Raw genomic sequence first — 22,305 nt, 5'->3', positions numbered from 1 at the left:
ATGGTGCCTGACACCCTTTGGTGTTCGGGATCATACGCAAAATATGTTGTTTTTTCGACAAAATGTTATAATAAAAAAGGTAATTGAATTTCTAGCTAAGGGGAAATGAATATGATTCTCGTCGTTGGCGGAGCAGGTTACATTGGTAGCCATCTTGTANNAAAAAGAAGAAGTGGTTGTTCTTGATAACTTATCGACCGGTCACCGTGAAGCAGTTGACAGCCGTGCTGTCTTTGTTGAAGGGGATCTTGGCGATGAAGAAGATTTAATGATGATTTTCAAAAGTTATCCGATCAAGGCCGTTATGCACTTTGCTGCCTTTAGCTTGGTAGGGGAGTCTGTGGTAGACCCTTTGAAATATTATCAGAATAATGTGGCAGCCACACTTACATTGTTAAAAGTCATGATAAAAAACAATGTGAAGAACTTTATTTTCTCTTCAACAGCAGCTACTTATGGAATTCCGGAAGTGGAGCTGATCGATGAGACCACTCCAACTAGACCGATAAATCCATATGGACATTCCAAATTAATGATTGAACAAATCCTGTCTGATTTCTCCAAATCCTATGAATTAAACTATGTGGTCTTACGTTACTTTAATGCAGCAGGCGCTCATGAATCAGCAGTGATTGGGGAAAGTCATGACCCAGAAACCCATTTAATCCCGATTGTCCTTCAACAATTATTAGGGCAGCGCGAAAAGATAGCTGTTTTCGGAACGGATTATGATACGGCTGATGGTACTTGTATTCGTGATTATATCCATGTTACGGATTTAGCAAGTGCCCATATCCTTGCCCTTGAGGCGTTATTATCCGGGAAAAAATCAACCGAGATTTATAATCTTGGCAACGGGCTTGGCTATTCGGTAAAGGAAGTCATTGAAACATGTGAAAGAGTAACCGGCAGAATGGCGAACGTCGAAATGGCGGACCGTCGAGCGGGAGACCCAGCTATGCTAGTCGCTTCCTCCCAAAAAATTCATTCCGAACTTGGCTGGAAGGCAGAACGGAAACTAGAACAAATCATTGCGGATGCCTGGAAATGGCATCAACAACAACAGTATTAAAATTGGTGCCTGACACCATACCATACTTTTAACAAAAACTGGTCCCACAAATCGTTGGGGCCAGTTTTACTATCATTTCATTCTTACCTTATGCTTGTCACCGCTGTTCGGAGCGTTTCCTCTTTTTTTGCAATAGACACACAATTCTGAAATTGTCATCGCCACACCAAAAGATTTGAAAGCAAAAAAGGCAAGCAAAACGTCGATTAAAGTATCATGGAGTAATCAAGTGAAGCGAGCGGGTATGAAATCTATCGGGCCACGTCCAAAAATGGAACGTTTACCAAGATTAAGACGATTTCCAGCGGAAATACCGTCAGCTATACAAACAAGGACTTAAAGAAAGGCAAGGCCCACTATTACAAGATTCGGGCCACCATAATGTCAACCGTACGAAAGTGTTCAGTACCTAAACGGGAACGGTATCAGCGAAACCATTTTAAGAGTGGTTTACAGTTTATGTGAAAAACAAGGTAACTCTCTCATTGTGGAGGGTTACCTTGTTTTGGTGTGGTTGATGCCAATTCTCTTACTTTTTCTTCAAACTGATTAACTCCGTAACGGTTTTTCCGTTACGAACCGTTTTAACTTGGCCGATATGTTGGGCGTAGTAGGTGATAATCCCGGAATCCTCTTTTACCTCGATACAGTTTTTAAACGTACCTGCTTTTGTTTTCACGGTTTTTGTCAGGGAAGTAATTCGTGCTTGCCCTTCGCCTTCATAGCCTATATCCCATTTTTGGCCCACTTTTGCGGGATATTTGATGTCGATATAATATTCGGAGTCAATATATCCGGTATAGAGTCCTTTACTGTTTTCACCGACAATGAATTTTTGTGTTTCAGTGGGGGTGGAGTTGTGCCAAATGTCCCACGAATCGTATTTTTTGCCAGTTGGTATTAACTGGAACGTTCCGTCCGTTCCTTTGTATGTATAGATCTTAGTTTTGTCGAGTAGATAGCTGGCCTTTTTTGAAATAAACTTCAAATACTTTGTGGAAACATACGCCTTTTTGGATTTGTATTTAATTTGCGACCAGCCTGATTTTGTTTTCAAATAGACTGTCACTTTGGTGCCTTTTTTGAGGACGCCTTTTTTCATGGAATGTGTCGTCGGCTTTTCACGGACATTTAGTGCTTTCGTATTTACGGTTGCAGAAGATGTTGAAGCAGCGAAGGACGTCGTTTGAAAAGGCATGAGGATACTTACGACCAGTGTAAGGGTGATTAGGACTTTCAATAATATTTTCAAAATAATCCCTCCATTTCTACTTTAATTGTAGGGAAGGTGATTCTATTAATAAATGAATATAAAGACAAAAATCTAGACAATATCCGTGCTTGTTCATGTTCGGAATTTGTAGAAGTTTAGGGGGAATGGCAAATTGTGCAGAATTATGTTTAAAGTGGAATAATAAAAGAAGCCCGCAGGCTTCTTATAATACATTATTCTTTTAAGCGATAAGGGACCGTTGAGACAATGACATTCTTTTGATAAAGGAGATATAATCTCAACATGATACTTGATTGATTGTGTAAAAAATCATGCCATCTGCTTTTCGTGATAAATTGCGGAATTAATACGGTCATGGCCCGGTTATGATCCTCAATTTTATCATCCGCCAAATCAATAAATCGAGAAATGGGATTGATTAAACTTCGATAAGGAGTAAATAAAGTAACAAGACGAACATCTGGTTTCCATTCTCGCCACTTCTCCTCCATTTGTTTCTCGCTCTCTCGGTCAAAAGCAACATAAACTGCAATGATCGTGTCACCAATGACTTGAGCATAATTCAGTGATTGTTCCACCACTTTCGTAATCCCTCCAATAGGAACAATCACGACATTTCCATCGAATTTGATATCTTCATATCCTGGACTTAATTTTAGCTCATTTGCAACGACATGATAATGACGTTTAATGCGGTGAAACAAGAAGACAATGATAGGCAGGAAAATCAAAACGGACCACACTTGCGAAAACTTCGTGGTGAAGAAAATAATTAATACGGTTAAGGTAATAAAAGCACCCACTAAATTAATAATTAACTTATGGAGCCATCCCTGAGGTTTCTCCCGTATCCATTTCACGATCATACCAGATTGTGAAAGAGTGAAGGGAATAAATACTCCAACAGCATAGAGCGGTATCAGTTGTTCGGTTTCTCCGCCAAAAGCGATGATTAGTAACATGGATGCAAGGCTAAGAATGAGAATTCCGTTTGAATAACCCAGTCGATCTCCACGAATTAAGAACATCCTAGGTACATATTTGTCAGTAGCTAAGTTTACAGCGAGTAAAGGGAAAGCGGTAAAACCAGTATTGGCTGCTAGTACTAAAATAAGAGCAGTAGTCCCTTGAATAAAATAGTATAAAAAGTTTTTTCCAAATACCTCAGTGGCAATTTGCGAAACTACAGTTTCTTCCTCTTTAGGAGCGATTCCATACCAATATGCCAATAACGTGACACCTGAGAACAATATCGCCAGGATGAATCCCATCAGGGTTAAAGTTTTCGCAGCATTTTTCGCAGCGGGTTCTTTAAAGTGGGGGATTGCATTCGAGATTGCTTCCACACCTGTGAGGGCCGAACAACCAGATGAAAAGGCCCTTAACAATAAAAATAAAGAGATGCCTCCAGGAATCACAGTTCCTATAGGGGTATGTAAATCAGCTGGAACTTGCCCGCTTACCATATGCCATAATCCAACCCCGATCAAAATGACCAGAGCCAGTACAAATAAATAAACGGGATAGGCCAGCACCGAAGCTGATTCCGTTACACCTCTCAAATTTAAAATAGTTATAAAAACCACTAATATACAAGCAATTAGTACTTTATAATGATGTAATTGCGGAAATGCAGACGTAATCGCATCTGTTCCTGCTGATATACTCACTGCAACTGTTAAAATATAGTCTACCAGCAGAGAGCCACCAGCAATTAATCCTGGGTTTTCCCCTAAATTGCTTCTTGAAACGATATAGGCACCGCCTCCATGAGGATAGGCGTAGATAATTTGACGATAGGAAAGAATTAAAGCAATCAGTAAAATTAAGACACCGACTGCAATCGGAATGGAGTACCAAAATGCTACTGCACTAACCGTAGCCAATACGAGTAAAATTTGTTCTGTCCCGTACGCAACTGAAGAAAGGGCATCTGAAGATAAAATAGCTAGAGCCTTCAATATACCTAGTTTTTGTTCTCCTAGCTCTGTTGATTTGAGTGGTCTGCCAATTAGTGTCCTTTTTAGATTTGAATAACGCATTTTGTTCCCCCTTCATAATCGATTTTCTATTGGTTTAAGAACTCGGTTTTGAATTATATTACCCTCTATAAGCTGGTCAACACATAAATCATCCCCAAAAAATAAAATTTTCCAATGAACATCTTTCAACTATAGTGTTTAATCTATTAGGACTATTTATGCCCATTTGGTATTGAGATTTTTAGCAGCCGGTTTATTTGGAACAGTTTGTTGGTTATCATTTTGTAGGGTAAGATTAGGGTAGAAAAAATAGTTGGCTTCGGTAAGGAGTTCTTTTAATGGATGGGAAACGTACGGAACGAGAAGATCAATTTGCTAAGGTTTCGAACGTTCAAATACTAAATGAACGCCTCCACTTAACTTTAGCGTTTAGTAAGAGATATCAAATGTCAACGGCGGTTTGTTACCTGCGTTTATTTATGCCGTCAGAGCTAATACATCTTAGAGATAATGAAATCGAAACAGTTATCATCAAAAAATTCTCAGCAAGATTACATCGCTCGTTAAGAAATATTGATACCGTTATTCAGATCAATAAAACGGATTATATTATGTTAATAGCCGATATTACCGAGCGTGATTGCAAGGTGATTTGCGAACGGATTATGGGGTCGATTTCTGATACGTATACGATTGATAATAATTATTTTTCAATCTGCAGCAGTATGGGAATTTGCATGTATCCCTATGGATCTAAGGACCCAGTTGAACTCAAAAGGCTGGCAAAGGCGCAAATGTATGAGGCAGAATCGCTAGGTGAGAATGGCTTTTCTTTTAATAAGGATGAGTTAAATACCGCTGCCCACCGAAAAGTGTTACTCGAAAATGATCTGCCGTATGCGCTGAAGAAAGAGCAACTCTATGTTGAATACCAGCCGCATTACTGTTTGAAACAACATGCTATTGTAGGGGCAGAAGCCTTAATCCGCTGGAATCATCCAAGTCTGGGGGTCATTTCCCCGGGTGAATTTATCAGCTATGCGGAGGAAGCAGGCATGCTCAACGGGTTGTTTTTCTGGGTATTTGAAGAGGTATGTAAACAGATAGCTCACAAGCAGGAACGGATGCTCAAAATTTCGATTAACTTGTCTGTCTATCAGCTCTTGCTTGATTCTCTGATCGTCGATATCTCAAATATTCTAAATCGGTACTCCATCTCGGCAACACAACTTACCTTGGAAATTACCGAGAATATTGAGATTTATACGGTTCGAAAGGTCAATGAAAAGCTTCACTTATTAAAAGAAATGGGATTCACGATTGCCTTAGATGATTTCGGAAATGGTTATTTCTCATTCTCAGATTTTATTAAACTGCCGATTGATTTTATTAAGCTTGACCGGGATTTCGTGTTTAGTTTATTGAAAAATAAAAAACACAAAGGCATGATTAGGCCGATTATTCATATGGCCCATAACCTGGATCTGCAGGTTATCATTGAAGGAATTGAGGATCCTATTCAGTTTGTGGAATGGGTGAACCTCGATTGTGATATTATTCAAGGTTATTTTATTAGCGAACCGATTTCGTATGAAGCGCTTAGTGTATCCGTTGCTGAAATAGAGGAAAGAATTGGATCTGGTTTTCTGAGTGAATGAAGGTTTTAAAGGACGGGTTATGATGAAGAGGACGTTAAAGGATGTATTCTATATTTTACTAGGGGCGCTCATTTTTGCATTAGGGGTCAATTATTTTACAATCCCCAATCATTTATCAGAGGGCGGCATTTTGGGGATAACGATTATTGCACACTATTTGTTTGATTGGTCGCCGGCTGTCGTCAATTTTGTACTGAATGTGGTGCTGCTGGCTGTTGGCTATAAATTTTTTGAGAAAAGAACATTTGTTTATACGCTGCTCTCGATTGCAGCCTGTTCGTTGTTTTTGTATGTAACAGAGGATTTCGGACATCAGGTAACCAAGGATACATTTTTGGCATCCATTTTTGCGGGCTTATTGGTCGGAGCTGGGTTGGGATTGATTTTTCGGACGGGGGGAACCTCAGGCGGTTCGACGATTCTAGCCAGATTGGCCAACCAATTGCTTGGCTGGAGCATAGGCAAAGGCATGCTGATTATAGATATTATCGTCGTGGTAGGTTCGATTTTTATCATTGGCTTAGAAAAAGCGATGTATACGCTGTTGATTGTTTTTATCGGGGCGAAGGCGATCGATTTCATTGTCGAGGGATTAGATGAGAAGGTTGCCGTGCTGATTATTTCGAATTTCCCTGAACAGGTATTGGCCAATATCACCAACCGGATGTCACGCGGATTAACGGTCCTTGACGGCCGCGGCGGCTACACCGGCCAGAACAGAGAAGTTCTTTACATCGTCATCAATAAGCAGGAAATCGTCCAGCTGAAAAGTATTATTAAAGAAACGGATGAACACGCATATGTCACCGTCCACAACGTCCATGAGATGATTGGGCATGGCTATAAGGCTAGTTAAACTGGTGCCTGACACCCATAATGGTGTCAGGCACTTTTCTATATTTTCGATACGCTTACCCGTCCTGAGAAGAAGGTGGCTCCGCCGCCCATATCGGCGATACGGTCGGGGGTTAGGGCGTTGACTAGCTGTTTTGAGTCAGCTGAATCAGCCCAAAGCCCTTGGGTGACCACTACTCCTTGCAGGACAGTGTCTCCGACTGCCGCCTTTAGCACGCATTCGCCGCGATCATTCCAGACTCGAACAAGATTCCCATCTTCAATCCCCGCTTTCAACGCATCCTGATGATTCATAAACACTTTTGGCTCTTTCTCCAACGTGATGTGCTTGTGGTTGTTGGAAAAAGTAGAGTTTAAGAAATTATGGTTTGGAGCTGGAACAAATTGATACGGATGGTCTCCATCATTTTTTAAAGGTACATAGGTTGGCAATGGAGGATACCCATCTGCTTTCATCTTCTGGGAAAATAATTCAATTTTTCCGCTTGCGGTTGGCAAGGTGCCAGGGAATATTGGTTTTACCCTGGCTTTCAAAAATGGCTGCTCCACTAAAGATTCATAATGAATTCCTTCCAAATAGGGATTGCTTGGGTGATCCAAAGCTTGTGCAATCATATCTGCTTCTGTCTCCTGGAAAAGTGCTTCTGTATAGCCCATCTCCTTCGCGAGCAATCGGAACACTTCGACATTAGATTTGGACTCAGCAAACGGTTTGATAACCGGCTGCTGCAGTTGAATATAATGATGCCAGTAAGAAGTGTAGATGTCTGTATTTTCGAAGGAGGATGTCGCTGGTAAAACGATATCCGCGTATTTGGCTGTTTCGGTTAAAAAGAGATCATGAACGACGGTAAACAAGTCTTCCCGTTCGAGTCCTTTTCTAACTTTATTCGCCTCAGGCGCAACCACGGCAGGATTGGCTCCATACACAAAGAGTGATTTTACTGGCGGGTCGAGTGAGAGTAATGTGTCGCCGAGTAAGTTCATGTTTATCACGCGAGTCTGTTTGTTTTGCAATAGTTCCGGTCGCTGCAAGTGAGCTGTATTTGAAGCAAGATAGGCCGAATTTCCTTTGATGGCGCCGCCGCCTTTGACAAGCCATTGACCGGTGAGTGCAGGCAGACAGGCGACTGTCCGGACGAACATCCCGCCATTGTCATGGTGCTGTGGTCCATTGCCGATCCGAATAAATGATGGTGATGTTTCACCGTACATCCGGGCCAGTTTGTAGATATCATCTACTGGGACACCTGTGATCGCCGAGACTGTGCTTGGGTCATACTGGATGACATGCTCACGCAGTTCCGCGTATCCGATCGTATACTCTTGTAAAAAGTTGTGGTTGACCAGGTTTTCGGCAAATAGGATGTGCATAATCCCCAGTGCGAGGGCACTGTCGGTGCCGGGCAAAATTGGAATAAACCAATCTGCTAATCTACCGGTTTGATTTTTGTGGACATCGATGACAATGATTTTCGCGCCGTTTTGTTTGCGGGCTTTTTGGGCGAGAGCGACTTGATGCATGTTGGTGCTCGCCGCATTAATTCCCCAAAAAATAAAAAGCTTGGAATGTATCGTATCCTCAGGGTCGATGCCGATGCTGCCACCCATTGTATATTTATAGCCTACAGAACCAGCTGCAGAACAGATTGTTTGATCTAAGCGGGAGGCACCAAGACGATGGAAAAAGCGGCGATCCATGCCCTCAGCATTAAGCCTGCCCATGTTCCCGTAAAAGCTGTATGGAAGGATGCTTTCCGGCCCGTCTGATTCGATCAGCACTCTCCAGCGGGTAGTAATGGTCTGAATCGCTTCTTCCCAGCTGATTTGTTCAAATTTGCCCTCGCCTTTGGGACCCATACGTTTCAGCGGATATTTCAAGCGGTTTTCGTCATAGATCCGTTCCGTCATATTCCGGACCTTATTGCAAATATGTCCTTTCGTAACCGGATGCTCTGGGTCGCCTTCCACTTTGATAATCTTCCCATTCTCCTTATGTAGCAGTAACCCGCACTGATCCGGACAATCAAGCGGACAAACCGCACGAAAAACCCCATCCCGTTCCTCTATAAAAGAAGCCATAGACTAGCCGATCTCCTTCCAAGTTTGGTTTATTGTTTGGTATTTTTGATGTTATTTTTAGTGTTATTTGTGGTGTCAGGCACCGTTCGTGGACAAATGTCTTTTTGTGGTGTCAGGTACCTTTTGTGGACAAACGTCCTTACCACAAGGACAGTGAACATCTCAAAGTTTTAATGGTTTTCTAATATTGCTACTATCATAACATCAAATTCGTTGGTATGAACAAATATGATATGCTAATTTTATAGGCCATTGAGAGGCGGGGATTTTTTATGAAGAAATGGAGAATGCTAGGATGGTTAATTTTATTGATTACATTATTGACTGCCTGTGCTAAAGAAATTCCCAACACCAACACGGAAAAAGACAATGTGATTGTGTTAAATAAAGAAACGATCATAGGATTGGAAAAGGGGATTCTAGTAGGAACTCCTTTCCGATTGGATAAAAAAATCCGCTTAGCAGATGTCGAAAAAGTTTGGGGTAAATATGAAGAAATGTTTGATCATGAGGATATCCATACATATGTTTAACGATAAAAAATCGCCAGGTCGTGATGGATGAAGAGGAATTAAAAACACTTTACATGTTTCACATCGAGATTGGAATCACAAGGGAAGAAATCTTACAGAAGATGGGCAATCCCACAGAAGGGAAAAAGACAGGGAAAACGCTTGTATATCAAAAAAAGGATTACCGAATCACCTTTCGAAACATCGATCGAAAAACTTGGAATTTAATCTTATATAAGGTTCCAAAAGAATAGTAAGCTTTTATATGGAATTCCAAATATCAATGGCGGTTACATTGAGAAATTCTCATTCATTGTGACCGCCATTTGTCCTTTGAACATTTATAGCATGGTATCAGAGTTTATAATTACTGCCCAAGCTGTTTAATTTGATCGAGGATGCTGCTGATGTCTTGGACGCTTTGGAAAATTTCAGAATTTTTAAGGATAGAAGGGTCGAGTAACCCACTCTTCATATTTTGTAAATATAGGTCAATTCCAGCAGCAAGTTTGGTGTTTTGGTCAACGAGTTGCTGGTGTAAGTCGGCTGCTATGTCTGGTGCTTGAAGTTTATTAAATGCATTGATCTCTTGTTTCATGTCCTGGAGCATTGTTTTAAGTTCTGCTGTGGCCTGCTGATCGCCAACCGCTTGTTGCGCAAGAGAGGGAGCATCATTTGCAAAGGCCGTCGCCTTGTCTAAATAGTCCTTTGCATCATTCACATATGTGAGCGTATCTTTCGCGTCATTTAACATGGAACAACCGCTCAGGAGCATGATAATAGTTGCGGCTAAAACAAAAACCTTCTTATTCATGTAAAAACCTCCGTTTTATTATTGGGGGGTGGAATTTGCTGCTTCATTTAGATGTTCGTCATGTTCTTTCCGCCTTCGTCCCCGAAAACCCCATCATCATAATATGGTGGAAAATTTGTTTCGTTTCTAATGCATAAGCCGTTTAGTGAGCTAATATGATTAAAAACAATATGAACTTGGTCTAGAAAATTACTCTTATCTAGGAAGTGAGACCTTAAACCATTGTTTCTATAAGTGAACAATTCTAAACGGTGTCAGGCACCATTGTTGATATTTTCATATTGTGTTTAGGATAAAGTCAAGATAGTAAGCACCCGGTAATCTCGTCACACGTAGGATATTCAAGAGAATAAACGGGGAGGTTTTACTATGTATCCGTACACGAATTACTATGATGCCTTATATAGACAAAATAATAAATTGATTCGAGAAGTTGAAAAAGCAATAAATGGTGAGTATAATGCCATCCATTGTTATACCCAATTAGCAAATTTGGCTCCCAATGAAAAGGAGAAAAGCCGAATCCTTGAAATTCGCAAAGATGAACTAAAGCACCATAAACAATTTGAACAAATTTATACTAAGTTAACCGGAAGAAAGCCGCAACAACAAAAGTTCGGTGAGGAATGTCCAAATGTGTATTTAGGAGGATTAGAGTTTGCCTTACAAGATGAGCAAACAACAGTGGACTTTTACATGGAAGTTGCTGATGGTACTGCTGATCCAACTATAAAAGAGGCATTTCGAAGAGCAGCCGCAGATGAGCAGAATCACGCGGTATGGTTTTTGTACTTTTATTCGAAAAATAAGTAATTAGTGTTAGGTTTCCCATCAAAAATTACACCCTTGTCTCTGAAGGCAAGGGTGTTTTTCATTGTGTTTTGTAATAGGTGAGAATTAATCCCTGCCACCGTCTCCGCCAGAGTCACCACCGGCATCTCCGCCCGAATCTCCGCCGGAATCGTCATTGTCATCATAGTTGTTTGTATCAGACTGGTAATCATTGCTATAAGATTTTTTTGGTCCTTTTCCAATACTAGGAAAAATAAAAAAGGCAGCGATTATTGCTAAAGTTCCAAAGAACTCTTGTACTCCAAAAATAAGATAAATTCCATAGACGAGAAGCAATCCGCCCAACAGCCATTGAATAATTCTTACCGCGTTCAGAGACAACCACCCCCAAATAGAAAGTAAGAAAAATAAAGCCATACAAAATAAATATTAGCACCTGGTACTCTTTATTCATGATTTTTAAGGTGCCGGTGTTATAAATGGTGTCAGGCACCAAACGTGGACATTTGTCCTTCTTAAGAGGACGGTAATAACTATATCGAATGTTTTCGAGGGTGTATTATATTTTGGCGGGATGTGCAGGATTTTGGGAGGGGATGTCGAATGTAATAGTGGTTTATATCTGCTTTTCCTGCCTCTTGGGGTAACTGTCTTTCCTACAACTCCCATTTTCTCCTCATCCCCATCTAAATTTTATCCCATTATTCTTTAAGGAGTGATTGCAATGGTTCGTGGTGTTCGCCTTTGGTTCAAAGGTGCGAGGTATCATGTTACAAGCAGAGGAATTAGAAGAAGCTCACTTTTTTTCGACAATGATGATTTTGAGAAGTACCTGGCCTTACTAAAAGAAACCAAAGAGAGATACCCCTTTAATCTTCACACCTACTGTTTGATGACCAATCATACCCATCTGCAGCTAGAAACGTTTGATACCCCTCTAAGTACGATCATGAAAAACCTCAATACTAAATTTGCCAAGTATATCAATAAAAAGTACGATTTCACCGGCCATGTGTTCGAAAAGCGATATGGTGCTGAACTCCTTAATTCTCCTGAATATGAGATTGACGTCAGTAAATACATACATTTAAATCCCACTTCAGCAGGTATGGTGGCAAATCCTGAGGATTATCCTTGGAGCAGCTGCCGGACCTATATCTTTGGTGAAAGCATCTCCTTAATTGACCCTCAACCACTTCTTTCCTATTTTCCCAATCCGCCATTACAACACTATGAAAATTATCTAAAATCAGTACCCACAGACAAGTTCTTTTGGGAAAATGGAAAAATTCATATGCTTGCTAAGGAGGATGTCACATGTGGGCTAAGGTAACGAGTATCGCCTTAAAAGGAATGGAGGGATATCGGGTACACGTTGAGGTTGGATCATATGTTGGGAACGATTCGTTTAAAATTGTCGGTCTGCCTGATGCGGCTGTGAAGGAAGCAAAGGAGCGAATCATTGCAGCACTTCGAACACTCGGTTATCATCTTTCAGGTCAGAAAATAACTATTAATCTATCACCAGCTGACCAAAAAAAATACGGATCTATGTTCGATTTACCGATGGCGATAGCTGTCCTGCAAAGTTTGCATGAACTAGAGGTAATGGTTTCTGAGGATACAGGTTTTCTAGGAGCATTATCGTTGGATGGATCTATTCAGCCTGTAGAAGGAATGCTCCCAGGGATCCTTGCTGCAAAGAGGCTTGGGATAAAAAAGCTTTATATCCCTTTTAATGAGGAACTGCCAGTATTAGAACTAGAACCGATGGAAATTATATATGTTTCTAGTTTACAGGAGGCGATCTCACATCTTTCAGGGCAATGGACTCCTCACTTTAAAAAAAGACTAGAGAATGAGGGATTTACCAGTATTACTTTTTTGGATATGCAGAAGATTATTGGTCATACAGAAGCGAAATATGCTTTAGAAGTAGCAGCGGCGGGAGAGCATCATGTTTTACTGACGGGGCCGCCTGGTTGTGGGAAAAGCATGTTAGCCGAATCTTTCCCATCCATTTTACCATCACTAACAAAAGAGTCGTTACTTGAGGTTATCAGCTTGTATCAACTCAGTCAAAACGCTTACCCCCATTCCAACATGCCGCCATTTCGAAATCCGCATCACTCAGCTTCAGGAGTTTCTATTATCGGGGGAGGACAATACCCAAAGCCAGGCGAAATATCGTTAGCACATCGTGGCGTTCTGTTTCTCGATGAAATCGGGGAGTTTTCGAAAAAAACATTAGATATGCTGCGGCAGCCATTAGAAAATGGGATGATTATGATTAGTAGGACCCATGCGACCATTACATACCCAGCATCGTTTATATTAGTAGCAGCGATGAATCCATGCCCATGTGGCTACGAGGGATCAAATACACATTATTGTACCTGTACAAAAAAGCAAATAATCGCATACCAAAATAGGCTTTCTGGGCCGCTCAGGGATCGGTTTGATATTAATCTGTCTTTAGGACCGATTGATTTTAACGCCGCAGTCAATAAAAAGGAAGGAGAGCTTTCAAAAATTGTCCGGGCGAGAGTGGAGGCCGTAAGGAACAGGCAATATGATCGATATGGAAGGGAGATATGCAACGGCAGAATCCCCTATGAAATGCTATTAAGCAAAAGTCCCCTAAAGGATGAACAACAATCGACATTGCAGCGAATCGCAATAAAGAGGAATTGGAGTAATCGGACACAAATCAAAATCACCCGTCTCGCTCGAACCATCTCTGATCTGCAAGCAAGCCGCGATATAACCGACCAAAGTATATTGGACGCCATTAAGTTGAATGAAGTGTGAATGAGGTTCGTGGTGTCAGGCACCGTCCGTGGACAAAATTGCTATATTGTCCACGTGGAGAGTACAGTGTAGTTATTTCTTCAATCTTACTCTAATGTTGTCCCAATGTGCCCAAAAAATGAGAGCTAGAATCCCAACTACAATAGCACAGTTGATCCAATCATCATGCATGATGAATAGAAAAGCTGGTATGAAAAGGAATGCTCCCAATCCGGAAAAGGTGACACTCTTTGTAAAGGGATAAAAGACAAGAAATGCCACGATAATTACTGGAACAAGAAGTGGTTCGAACATGATCATCCCGCCAATAAAGGTTGAGATCCCTTTTCCGCCCTTAAAGTTCAACGTAATAGGTTTCAAATGTCCTAAAATACCCAAGCCTAGACCTACAAGTTGAAGGGGTGAAGAAAATCCGATATAGCGGGCGAGCAATATGATGAGTACACCTTTAAGGGCATCGCCTAAAAATATCAACACAAACGCCATCTTACCATGTAGTCGCCCGGCATTCCTAGCCCCGACATTGCCACTCCCTTCCCGGCGGATATCTTGATGATAGAGAGTTTTCGTTATCAGAAATCCAAACATGATACTCCCAATTAAATAGGATAAAACGAGATAAAAATAAATCATGGGGCATCACCACCTAAATAAATTTGGGTGTCAGGCACCATNNACATGGTGCCTGACACCAACCAGCGTACTCCTATATAAATAATAGCAGGCTTAGGGCTATTACGGCCATCCCGCCGATTAGTCTGTAGGTGGATAGGTGTGCTCATCGTATCTCTTGGCTGCAGGCAAAAGTTCATCTAGGGAGATGAAGACCATGATTCCTGCCACCGATGCGAATATAATCCCGAACATGATGTCGTGACACCTGCAGAGAATCCGAGAGTTATGGATAAAAATTTAGTATTGTATGTGAGGTAAAGAAGGCCAGAACGATGCCAATTCCAGTGGCAATTCCAGTAGCAAGCCCTGCAAATAATGTTAATCCAAAGGCTAATAACAGATCTTCAGACACTTGCAATCACTCCTAAATGAAATCAATCTCGTATTATAGAAATGGGGACGTAGTCTCGACTACACCCCCATTTTTTTAGTTATCTCAGTATATTGGTGTCAGGCACCAGATTATACCTCGTCTTTTTTCTGCTTCTTCTGTGCTTCTTGGAGGGCGAGGAGGATATCTTGAACGTCGATTTTTCCATCATTATTTAGGTCTGTAAGTGTATTTTCAGGCGCAGGAGGTGTTACCGGTGTCTGGTTTGGAGCTGGTAAGACCGCTGCCGCTTGCTGTTTCGGTCTAAAAGCAAACGTGAACAACAAGAGGATGATTATGATTACTCCGGAAACGCCATCTACAATGTAGAAGATTGTAGCGTAATCAGACCAGAGCCTCTTACTGCTGCCCATCTTTTTCTCAGAGTTTGCGATATATTGTTTGATCTCGGAATGATTTGGATAGATCCGTTGAACCGCCTCGAATTTTTCTAACGCATGCTTATAATAGCCGCCCCAGTAAAGGTTAAGTCCCTCTTGATAAAGTTTATCCGTGTCACTCTTTGCATTTTTCGCCCCAGCTTGATTGACAAATTCTTTAACGGTATTGACCGGCACGGCAAAGTTAAAGCCTTGGACTTCTTGACCGTTTACCGTGTCGCCCCGAAAGGTGAGCAGGCCAATGATTTCACCCTTTTGATTGATGACTGGTCCGCCGCTATTCCCGTGTGTAGCCGCAGCGTTAATTTGGATGACCGGGCTTCCTTGTTCTGTCTTTTTAGAGGTTGCCGAGATTTGCCCTGCATTCATCGAAGATACTAACGATGAATCGGGAGATAATAGATCCGAATCGGCAGCCGCCGGATATCCGCTGACCCAAATATTATCTTGATTCTGGATGTTATCAGAATCTCCGAGCGGTAAGGTAGGAAGGTTTTTGCCTTCAATTTTGAGAACCGCTACGTCTTTTCCCTCATTAATAGGAGCACCGTAGCTTTTCACTTCACCATCAAGCACATCCCCACTTGGTAAAACGACTTTTAGCACCTTTTGAATCCCCGAATATTGCGTGTATTGGACCATATACTTATAGGCAGTTTCATAGTCTACCTTAAAATAGTCTGCGATTACCGTAACTAATTGTTCAAATGCAGCATTGGCAATCTCCTCATCTTCCTGTTGAGTCGCTTCCACCACGTGCGCATTTGTGACGATATAGCCGTTCGAGCTAATAATGGCCCCTGAACCTGAGCCGCCCACTACGGATTGGTTATCTAGCTTTTCTAATATGGCGATAACTTCAGGATCATAGGGGTTATTAAACTGCCATTGCACAACAGCATAATCAATGATTCGGACGACTGCGGGCTTTGAATATTCCGCGAGCTTTTGGGCTTGAGCAATTTTCCCTGCTGCTGGTTTGAGATTAATTAGGAAAATAGAAGCCACCATGACAGCGATAAGCAGCAAGCTGATAGGTATGGTAATAAGGGCTCTTTTTTTCAAAATAAAATTCACTCCTAGGTTGGATATTTTAAAAATTATCTCTGCAATATATTCGAACTTGGGAGAAAAGTAATATTGTACATGTAAAATTTTTCAATAATAACAGTGTGTTATTGAAAGATAAGGAAATTTGGTGACAGACAGCGGGGTTTGCTTTTTCAAAAATGAGTAATCTTTGGTATCATGTTTGTAAATGAAAATTATATTGGAATGAAGAGATAGTTGGAGGCCGCGATGGAGAATCAATTGAAGGTAATGACTGTGTTTGGAACGAGACCGGAAGCGATAAAAATGGCTCCCTTGGTAAAAGAATTAGGGAAGTACCCTGATAAAATTAAACCGATTGTGACGGTAACGGCGCAGCACCGTGAAATGCTGGATCAGGTGTTGCAAATTTTTGAAATTACACCCGATTATGACTTAAATATAATGAAGGAACGGCAAACCTTGCTAGAAGTAACAACCAGGAGTTTAGAGGGACTCAATCAAGTTCTTGCTAATGTCAAGCCAGATATTGTCCTGGTCCATGGTGATACGACGACCACGTTTGTCGCTAGTTTGGCTGCATTCTATCATTCCATTCCAATTGGACATGTGGAAGCTGGACTCCGGACTCATAATAAATATTCTCCATACCCTGAGGAAATGAACCGCCAGTTGACGGGAGTATTGGCTGATCTTCACTTTTCGCCAACCCCTCAATCAAAACGGAACCTTTTGGTGGAAAATAAAAGAGAAGGGTCCATATATATCACGGGAAACACGGCCATTGATGCACTAAAAACAACGGTAAAGGAAAATTACTCTCATCCTGTTTTAGATCGCCTTGGGAACGATAGGTTGATTCTAATGACGGCCCACCGCAGGGAAAACACTGGTGAACCAATGGAAAACATGTTCCGAGCCATTTGCCGTTTGGTTGAAAAGCATGAGGATGTGCAGGTGGTTTATCCGGTCCATATGAATCCAGTGGTTCGTGAAATCGCTAATCGTGTGCTGGGTCAAAACGATCGAATTCATCTGATCGAGCCGTTAGATGTGATTGATTTCCATAACTTTGCCTCAAGGTCCTACTTGATTTTGACGGATTCTGGCGGTGTACAGGAAGAGGCGCCATCCTTGGGAGTACCGGTGTTGGTTTTACGTGATACCACCGAGCGCCCAGAGGGGATAGAAGCAGGCACTCTTAAACTAGCTGGAACAGATGAGGAAACAATCTTTGGACTGGCAGATGAACTGTTGTCAGACCCAGCAGCACATGACAAAATGGCTCACGCCTCCAACCCTTATGGAGATGGTTACGCCTCCGAACGAATCGTCAAAGCCATCCTCCACCACTTCCGAAAAGAAGAACGACCATCGGACTTAGGGGAATAGTTTGTGGAGGGTGAGTTGGGTGGTGTCTGTTTGGTGTCACTGTTAGTTGTCACTGTTTGGCGTCACTGTTTGGTGTCAGGCACCACACGTGGACAGTTTTGATGTTTTGTCCATTTGAGGTGGACGGTGGGAGTTTAATTTGAACCTCTTGTCTCAGTAGGCAAGGGGTGTTTGTTTTTGAATGAGATGTTAAGGAGATGTGATTAAATGAAGTTGAATAAGATTCACCATGTTGCGGTGATTTGTTCGGATTATGAAAAATCAAAGGATTTTTATGTGCGAATCCTTGGGCTTACTCCTGTGAACGAAGTTTATCGGGAGGAAAGAGATTCGTATAAACTTGATTTAGAGGTAAACGGTCAATATCAAATCGAGTTATTTTCTTTTCCAAACCCGCCTGAGCGGCCAAGTTATCCTGAAGCCGCTGGATTAAGGCATCTTGCCTTTGAGGTAGATGACATTGAAGAAGCAGTTCATTATATGAAGATTCATCAAGTGGATGTGGAAGACGTACGTGTGGACCCCGTAACTAATAAGAAGTTCACTTTCTTCGCCGACCCAGATGGGCTGCCGATAGAACTTTACGAGCGGTAGTATAAATGATCTCTTCTTGAATGTACAAGCCAAATAAAAACCAAAAAGAGCAAGCCCCGATTTATTGTGGTCTTGCTCTTTTTACTGTCCACTCCACGCATAAAAAATGATGCAACTGTCCACGACCGGTGCCTGACACCATCACAAACTAGGAAGGCCGTATTCTTCCAGAGACCATGATCCGTATCCACTATAATTGTAACCAGGTTTAGGCTGGAACTGTCCGTACAAGTTCTTATTTGGTCCTGGGCCTGTGTAACTTAGAGTACTAGTTTGAGGGTATCCTAAGCCTCCACCAAGGCTTGGCCCAAATCCTTGAATAGGTGCACCGGCGAATCCGCCAAATCCAGGAAAACCGCCATAACCATATCCTCCTGGTTTAGCTCCATTCGCAAATCCAGCTCCTCCTAAATAACCCAATCCAAGCCCAAGCAAGCTAGATCCTAATGACCCAAGGTTAAAATTAAAACCTGAATGCCCACCGTGTCCACCATGATGGTGTTGTCCATTATGATGGTGCTGTCCGCCATGGTGGTGCATCCCAACATTATGATGGTGCATCCCGCCATTATGATGATGTTGTCCACCATGATATTGTCTCTGAAGGTTCAACTGGTGTAGTTCATTATGATATTCAATAGGCATATAATAAGGATTAAACATATTATTCTCCTCTCTCCTCATTATCGTATCTATCCTATGCATCTGAACATCTAACTCCTGGGCAGATGCCTACATAATTGAGATTATCCATGTAGCAACTGTAAATTTGAAGGAAAGCGCAAGTGTCCGCGTGAAATGGACAAATGGCGTGATCTGTCTACGGGCGGTGCCTGACACCTCAAAACATGACACCTCAAAATACCACCCAATGAAACTAGACGAAAACTAAAAAATACGTCTCAGGTCCTAGATTTCTTTCCGTTTGAGGTCTATGGCGGGGAGGAGTTTTTTCGTGTATTGTGGAAGTAGTAAATGGAAATAATTTTCTTTTAGTTGGATTTTTTGAGGGAAATGAAACATTCCATTGCATTCATTCGTAGGAATATAAAGATGTCTTAAGTCAGGAGTCGATTAAATATGAACCAGATCTTGTCGTTTCTTATCCGCTCATTGGTAGCCGTGCCTGTTACTGTGCTAACTTGGCTTATCAGCTATTTTCCTTTCGACCAGACATTTTGGCCGTCAACGGGGATAGCGATAACCACAGGGATTCTTACCCATTTCATTCTTGCCATTGTTATGAATACCCGCTTCTTAAAAAAGCATCAGATATCAAGAAAAGAATATCGCTACATTCGGAAGAACCTAATGGAAGCTAAACAAAAAATCAATCGCTTGAATAAAAATCTATTCACCATCCGTGATATTTCATCTGTAAAACAACGGATTGATCTCCTTAGAATTACAAAAAAAATACACAAGATGACCACGAAAGAACCAAAGCGTTTTTACCAAGCGGAGCAGTTTTATTTTTCTCATTTAGACTCCATTGTTGAACTTACTGAAAAATATAGCTTTTTATCCTCGCAGCCGAAAAGGAACATGGAGATGGGTCAATCCCTCATCGAGACCCGTCATACTCTCGATGAACTAACAAAGGTAGTGGAGGAAGATTTATACAAAGTGATATCTGATGACATCGATCACTTGAATTTTGAAATTGACGTCGCAAAGCATACCCTCAATAAGCAAAAGGACGCTAAATTCCCTGAAGAAAATAGGTGGCTAAAATGAACGAAAACAACCCAATTCAACCAAGTAAAACTGGAAATTTATTAGATGATATCCTTGCTGACCCATTTGGGGATAAACTGGATGCGGCAAAAACGCCAATCCAGCACTCTAGCGAACCAAAACCGGTTAAATTAATCGATGTAATCCCGGAAGAACATCGTGCAAAGGCTTATCAAATTGCAGAGCAAATCGATCCGACTAATCATCAGTCGATGATTCAATATGGTACCCAAGCCCAAGGAAAACTCCTGTCATTCTCACATACGATGCTCGAACATGTGCAGAAACAGGATGTGGGTGAAATTGGGCAAATCATTAGTGACTTAATGAAGAGACTCGATGAAGTGAATCCCGATGATTTGAAGGATGGGAAACCATCCTTATTTGCTCGTATGTTTGGAAAAATTTCAGGATCGATTCAAGAAGTGCTTTCTAAATACCAAAAAACGGGCGCCCAAATTGACCGAATTAGTGTAAAACTAGACCGGAGCAAAAATGTCCTCATGTCCGATATCAAATTGCTCGAACAGTTATATGAGACGAATAAAGAATATTTTCATGCTCTTAATGTCTATATTGCCGCTGGGGAAATAAAGCTGGAGGAAATGCAGGAAAAGACGATTCCACAGCTGAAAGAAGCAGCGGAACTAACCAATGATCAAATGAAGTTTCAAGATGTTAACGATATGATCCAATTTGCTGATCGGTTAGATAAGCGGCTTCATGATTTGAAATTAAGCCGGGAAATTACCATTCAAAGTGCACCGCAGATTCGTTTAATCCAAAATACGAATCAGGCGCTTGTGGAAAAAATCCAATCTTCAATCATGACGGCGATTCCGTTATGGAAAAATCAAGTGGCGATTGCGTTGACATTAATCCGCCAACGTCATGCCGTCGAGGCGCAAAAGCAGGTTTCCAAAACAACCAATGAACTTTTGTTGAAAAATGCTGAAATGCTAAAAACCAATACGATCGAGACGGCGAAAGAAAACGAACGAGGTATCGTCGATATTGAAACCTTGAAGAAAACCCAGGAAAGCCTGATCACAACACTCGAAGAAACGATGCGAATCCAAGAGGAAGGCCGCCAAAAGCGCCGCCTAGCCGAACAGGAACTGGCATCGATGGAAAACGACCTTCGCTTAAAATTACTAGAGATCAAAGGGAAATAAATAAGTAAGCCCTCGCTGCAACAAGTGCAAGCGAGGGCTTTTTAGGGTGTCAGGCACCAGTCAAATCAGTTATTCACAACAGTTGAATCAACATATTCTTCGAGTGTGATGCCGCGGCTCATGATTTCTTTAGCGATTGCTTTTCCAACGTAGCGCAAATGCCATGGTTCGTATTGGTAGCCAGTGATTTCGTCTTTACCTTTAGGGTAGCGGATAATAAAGCCGTATTCTTCAGCATGATCCTGAAGCCAGATCGCCTCTTTTGTTCCTTCGAAGCAGTCTTCGGCGGCACATTTGCCATCACCGCCCGTCACATCAATGGCGAGGCCGGTTTCATGCTCGCTCGTTCCAGGTACGGCACTATATTTTCTTGCCGCCTCATACCCATCTTGATTGGCATAATAATTAAACAATGCTGCTTGGGAAGCATGGGACCTGTAGGCAGAAACACCTAACAGATTCACGCCCTGTTTTTTTGCACCTGCAAATAATTTTTCAATAGCTGCTCCTGCATCGGCCCTCATTTGTCGCTTTTCAGCTTTCTGTTTAAATGTAAAAGGAATGTCAGGATAAATTAAATCACGGGGATGATAATCATCTGGCAGTTTATTGGTCTTATTAACAAGAACAGGTATAACCTCTGGGGAGGAAACCTCCTGGTTGTTTGCTTCGGCTCGGTGCTTTTCATCAACAGAAACTTCATTTTTTGTCAAGTTCCCTTCATCCTGAAAAAACTGATATCTTCCACTACAACCTGCTAAAGAAAGTGCAATCACCATAAGATACAAGAAAACGAAACGTATTTTTATCATCATTAACTTCCTTTGCTTAAAAATTCTCTCCAGTAACATCATGGACAGGAACAAGAACTTTAAAACGTCTTTTTAAACTCTGACCACTACGTGTGTGAATTTTAAGATGGAAGCCAATCTAGCAATTAGTTTTCAAAAAGTTACAACTATTCATAGAGTGTGGGTCCAAAGACACTTTCCTTTTATATAACAGTTGCTTATATTCTAAATAAACACATAAATCGTACGAAACGGCAAAGCCATTGAAAAGTGGTGACGCAAAACTACAGGGGCTAAGGTTTTAATAA

The 22,305-nt window shown here is 41.5% G+C and carries 21 protein-coding genes, 2 pseudogenes and 1 riboswitch; of the genes and pseudogenes, 12 read left to right on the top strand and 11 right to left on the bottom strand.

Annotated features, from left to right (window positions below):
- Nucleotides 1–111: 111 nt before the first annotated feature.
- Nucleotides 112–1,072: pseudogene (gene galE / locus V7137_RS21245) on the top strand (UDP-glucose 4-epimerase GalE).
- A 529-nt stretch (nt 1,073–1,601) separates the two neighbouring features.
- Here the strand turns inward: galE and V7137_RS21240 are convergent.
- Both V7137_RS21240 and V7137_RS21235 read right to left on the bottom strand, forming a co-directional pair.
- Complete coding sequence (locus V7137_RS21240; protein ID WP_335699919.1) at nt 1,602–2,324, bottom strand: SH3 domain-containing protein; 723 nt, start codon at nt 2,322–2,324, stop codon at nt 1,602–1,604.
- Nucleotides 2,325–2,518: 194 nt separating this feature from the next.
- Nucleotides 2,519–4,348 carry an APC family permease gene (locus tag V7137_RS21235; RefSeq protein WP_335699918.1) on the bottom strand — a complete coding sequence of 610 codons (1,830 nt, stop codon included), beginning with the start codon at nt 4,346–4,348 and terminating at the stop codon, nt 2,519–2,521.
- A 278-nt stretch (nt 4,349–4,626) separates the two neighbouring features.
- Between V7137_RS21235 and V7137_RS21230 the strand changes: the two genes are divergently transcribed.
- The gene (locus V7137_RS21230) at nt 4,627–5,946 is read left to right on the top strand and encodes a putative bifunctional diguanylate cyclase/phosphodiesterase (RefSeq protein ID WP_335699917.1); all 1,320 of its coding nucleotides are present in this window, start codon (nt 4,627–4,629) and stop codon (nt 5,944–5,946) included.
- 19 nt (nt 5,947–5,965) lie between these two features.
- The gene (locus V7137_RS21225; RefSeq protein ID WP_335699916.1) at nt 5,966–6,802 is read left to right on the top strand and encodes a YitT family protein; all 837 of its coding nucleotides are present in this window, start codon (nt 5,966–5,968) and stop codon (nt 6,800–6,802) included.
- A gap of 38 nt (nt 6,803–6,840) precedes the next feature.
- Here V7137_RS21225 and V7137_RS21220 read toward each other — a convergent pair whose 3' ends face one another.
- On the bottom strand, nt 6,841–8,883 hold the full coding sequence (locus V7137_RS21220; RefSeq protein ID WP_335699915.1) for a molybdopterin oxidoreductase family protein: 2,043 nt from the start codon (nt 8,881–8,883) through the stop codon (nt 6,841–6,843).
- Nucleotides 8,884–9,155: 272 nt separating this feature from the next.
- Between V7137_RS21220 and V7137_RS21215 the strand changes: the two genes are divergently transcribed.
- Nucleotides 9,156–9,416, top strand: coding sequence for a hypothetical protein (locus V7137_RS21215; RefSeq protein ID WP_335699914.1), 261 nt, complete (start codon nt 9,156–9,158; stop codon nt 9,414–9,416).
- Between the two features lie 23 nt (nt 9,417–9,439).
- On the top strand, nt 9,440–9,649 hold the full coding sequence (locus V7137_RS21210; RefSeq protein WP_335699913.1) for a hypothetical protein: 210 nt from the start codon (nt 9,440–9,442) through the stop codon (nt 9,647–9,649).
- A 113-nt stretch (nt 9,650–9,762) separates the two neighbouring features.
- Here the strand turns inward: V7137_RS21210 and V7137_RS21205 are convergent, their stop codons facing one another.
- Nucleotides 9,763–10,209 carry a DUF6376 family protein gene (locus tag V7137_RS21205; RefSeq protein WP_335699912.1) on the bottom strand — a complete coding sequence of 149 codons (447 nt, stop codon included), beginning with the start codon at nt 10,207–10,209 and terminating at the stop codon, nt 9,763–9,765.
- Nucleotides 10,210–10,578: 369 nt separating this feature from the next.
- Between V7137_RS21205 and V7137_RS21200 the strand changes: the two genes are divergently transcribed.
- On the top strand, nt 10,579–11,022 hold the full coding sequence (locus tag V7137_RS21200; protein ID WP_335699911.1) for a ferritin-like domain-containing protein: 444 nt from the start codon (nt 10,579–10,581) through the stop codon (nt 11,020–11,022).
- 84 nt (nt 11,023–11,106) lie between these two features.
- Here the strand turns inward: V7137_RS21200 and V7137_RS21195 are convergent, their stop codons facing one another.
- The gene (locus V7137_RS21195) at nt 11,107–11,382 is read right to left on the bottom strand and encodes a hypothetical protein (protein WP_335699910.1); all 276 of its coding nucleotides are present in this window, start codon (nt 11,380–11,382) and stop codon (nt 11,107–11,109) included.
- Between the two features lie 343 nt (nt 11,383–11,725).
- On the opposite strand from V7137_RS21195, the gene V7137_RS21190 reads away from it, so the two are divergent.
- Both V7137_RS21190 and V7137_RS21185 read left to right on the top strand, forming a co-directional pair.
- Nucleotides 11,726–12,334: a transposase gene (locus tag V7137_RS21190; RefSeq protein ID WP_335699909.1), complete on the top strand. Its 609-nt coding sequence runs from the start codon at nt 11,726–11,728 to the stop codon at nt 12,332–12,334.
- A complete protein-coding gene (locus V7137_RS21185) occupies nt 12,319–13,812 on the top strand; it encodes a YifB family Mg chelatase-like AAA ATPase (RefSeq protein WP_335699908.1) in 1,494 nt (497 codons plus the stop codon). Before V7137_RS21190 ends, V7137_RS21185 begins: the two co-directional genes overlap by 16 nt.
- A 72-nt stretch (nt 13,813–13,884) precedes the next feature.
- Here the strand turns inward: V7137_RS21185 and V7137_RS21180 are convergent, their stop codons facing one another.
- From V7137_RS21180 to V7137_RS21165, 4 genes and pseudogenes are all read right to left on the bottom strand, one after another.
- Nucleotides 13,885–14,445 carry a glycerol-3-phosphate acyltransferase gene (locus tag V7137_RS21180; RefSeq protein WP_335699907.1) on the bottom strand — a complete coding sequence of 187 codons (561 nt, stop codon included), beginning with the start codon at nt 14,443–14,445 and terminating at the stop codon, nt 13,885–13,887.
- Nucleotides 14,446–14,518: 73 nt separating this feature from the next.
- Nucleotides 14,519–14,685 (bottom strand): annotated as a pseudogene (locus V7137_RS21175) (zinc transporter ZupT); the annotation flags it as partial.
- A gap of 25 nt (nt 14,686–14,710) precedes the next feature.
- Nucleotides 14,711–14,839 carry a hypothetical protein gene (locus tag V7137_RS21170; protein WP_335699906.1) on the bottom strand — a complete coding sequence of 43 codons (129 nt, stop codon included), beginning with the start codon at nt 14,837–14,839 and terminating at the stop codon, nt 14,711–14,713.
- A gap of 110 nt (nt 14,840–14,949) precedes the next feature.
- Nucleotides 14,950–16,323 (bottom strand): S1C family serine protease, encoded by a 1,374-nt coding sequence (locus tag V7137_RS21165; RefSeq protein ID WP_335699905.1) that lies wholly within the window; start codon nt 16,321–16,323, stop codon nt 14,950–14,952.
- A gap of 234 nt (nt 16,324–16,557) precedes the next feature.
- Here V7137_RS21165 and wecB point away from each other — a divergent pair, with 234 nt between their 5' ends.
- Both wecB and gloA2 read left to right on the top strand, forming a co-directional pair.
- On the top strand, nt 16,558–17,700 hold the full coding sequence (gene wecB, locus V7137_RS21160; RefSeq protein WP_335699904.1) for a non-hydrolyzing UDP-N-acetylglucosamine 2-epimerase: 1,143 nt from the start codon (nt 16,558–16,560) through the stop codon (nt 17,698–17,700).
- Between the two features lie 207 nt (nt 17,701–17,907).
- Nucleotides 17,908–18,294 carry an SMU1112c/YaeR family gloxylase I-like metalloprotein gene (gene gloA2 / locus V7137_RS21155; RefSeq protein ID WP_335699903.1) on the top strand — a complete coding sequence of 129 codons (387 nt, stop codon included), beginning with the start codon at nt 17,908–17,910 and terminating at the stop codon, nt 18,292–18,294.
- 141 nt (nt 18,295–18,435) lie between these two features.
- Here gloA2 and V7137_RS21150 read toward each other — a convergent pair whose 3' ends face one another.
- Nucleotides 18,436–18,957: a hypothetical protein gene (locus V7137_RS21150; protein WP_335699902.1), complete on the bottom strand. Its 522-nt coding sequence runs from the start codon at nt 18,955–18,957 to the stop codon at nt 18,436–18,438.
- A 417-nt stretch (nt 18,958–19,374) separates the two neighbouring features.
- Here V7137_RS21150 and V7137_RS21145 point away from each other — a divergent pair, with 417 nt between their 5' ends.
- Both V7137_RS21145 and V7137_RS21140 read left to right on the top strand, forming a co-directional pair.
- Nucleotides 19,375–20,031 (top strand): 5-bromo-4-chloroindolyl phosphate hydrolysis family protein, encoded by a 657-nt coding sequence (locus V7137_RS21145; protein ID WP_335699901.1) that lies wholly within the window; start codon nt 19,375–19,377, stop codon nt 20,029–20,031.
- Entirely contained in the window at nt 20,028–21,206 is a 1,179-nt protein-coding gene (locus V7137_RS21140; RefSeq protein WP_335699900.1) for a toxic anion resistance protein, read from the top strand. Before V7137_RS21145 ends, V7137_RS21140 begins: the two co-directional genes overlap by 4 nt.
- Nucleotides 21,207–21,271: 65 nt before the next feature.
- Here the strand turns inward: V7137_RS21140 and V7137_RS21135 are convergent, their stop codons facing one another.
- Nucleotides 21,272–22,018 carry a M15 family metallopeptidase gene (locus tag V7137_RS21135; RefSeq protein WP_335699899.1) on the bottom strand — a complete coding sequence of 249 codons (747 nt, stop codon included), beginning with the start codon at nt 22,016–22,018 and terminating at the stop codon, nt 21,272–21,274.
- A gap of 222 nt (nt 22,019–22,240) precedes the next feature.
- Nucleotides 22,241–22,305: riboswitch (cyclic di-GMP riboswitch) on the top strand. This riboswitch is flagged as partial in the annotation.

The sequence above is a fragment of the Neobacillus drentensis genome (assembly GCF_036962765.1).
GTDB lineage: Bacteria > Bacillota > Bacilli > Bacillales > Cytobacillaceae > Neobacillus > Neobacillus drentensis_C.
Note: the sequence above shows the minus strand (reverse complement) of the source record. Positions and strands in the feature narration are given on the sequence as shown.

Excerpts from the sequence above, each read along its gene's own strand:
- wecB (WP_335699904.1), top strand. The coding sequence starts at position 16,558 with ATGGAGAATCAATTGAAGGTAATGACTGTGTTTGGAACGAGACCGGAA.
- V7137_RS21205 (WP_335699912.1), bottom strand. The coding sequence starts at position 10,209 with ATGAATAAGAAGGTTTTTGTTTTAGCCGCAACTATTATCATGCTCCTG.
- V7137_RS21185 (WP_335699908.1), top strand. The coding sequence starts at position 12,319 with ATGTGGGCTAAGGTAACGAGTATCGCCTTAAAAGGAATGGAGGGATAT.
- gloA2 (WP_335699903.1), top strand. The coding sequence starts at position 17,908 with ATGAAGTTGAATAAGATTCACCATGTTGCGGTGATTTGTTCGGATTAT.
- V7137_RS21210 (WP_335699913.1), top strand. The coding sequence starts at position 9,440 with ATGGATGAAGAGGAATTAAAAACACTTTACATGTTTCACATCGAGATT.
- V7137_RS21215 (WP_335699914.1), top strand. The coding sequence starts at position 9,156 with ATGAAGAAATGGAGAATGCTAGGATGGTTAATTTTATTGATTACATTA.
- V7137_RS21200 (WP_335699911.1), top strand. The coding sequence starts at position 10,579 with ATGTATCCGTACACGAATTACTATGATGCCTTATATAGACAAAATAAT.
- V7137_RS21225 (WP_335699916.1), top strand. The coding sequence starts at position 5,966 with ATGATGAAGAGGACGTTAAAGGATGTATTCTATATTTTACTAGGGGCG.
- V7137_RS21180 (WP_335699907.1), bottom strand. The coding sequence starts at position 14,445 with ATGATTTATTTTTATCTCGTTTTATCCTATTTAATTGGGAGTATCATG.
- V7137_RS21230 (WP_335699917.1), top strand. The coding sequence starts at position 4,627 with ATGGATGGGAAACGTACGGAACGAGAAGATCAATTTGCTAAGGTTTCG.
- V7137_RS21190 (WP_335699909.1), top strand. The coding sequence starts at position 11,726 with ATGGTTCGTGGTGTTCGCCTTTGGTTCAAAGGTGCGAGGTATCATGTT.
- V7137_RS21150 (WP_335699902.1), bottom strand. The coding sequence starts at position 18,957 with ATGTTTAATCCTTATTATATGCCTATTGAATATCATAATGAACTACAC.
- V7137_RS21140 (WP_335699900.1), top strand. The coding sequence starts at position 20,028 with ATGAACGAAAACAACCCAATTCAACCAAGTAAAACTGGAAATTTATTA.
- V7137_RS21145 (WP_335699901.1), top strand. The coding sequence starts at position 19,375 with ATGAACCAGATCTTGTCGTTTCTTATCCGCTCATTGGTAGCCGTGCCT.
- V7137_RS21135 (WP_335699899.1), bottom strand. The coding sequence starts at position 22,018 with ATGATAAAAATACGTTTCGTTTTCTTGTATCTTATGGTGATTGCACTT.
- V7137_RS21235 (WP_335699918.1), bottom strand. The coding sequence starts at position 4,348 with ATGCGTTATTCAAATCTAAAAAGGACACTAATTGGCAGACCACTCAAA.
- V7137_RS21220 (WP_335699915.1), bottom strand. The coding sequence starts at position 8,883 with ATGGCTTCTTTTATAGAGGAACGGGATGGGGTTTTTCGTGCGGTTTGT.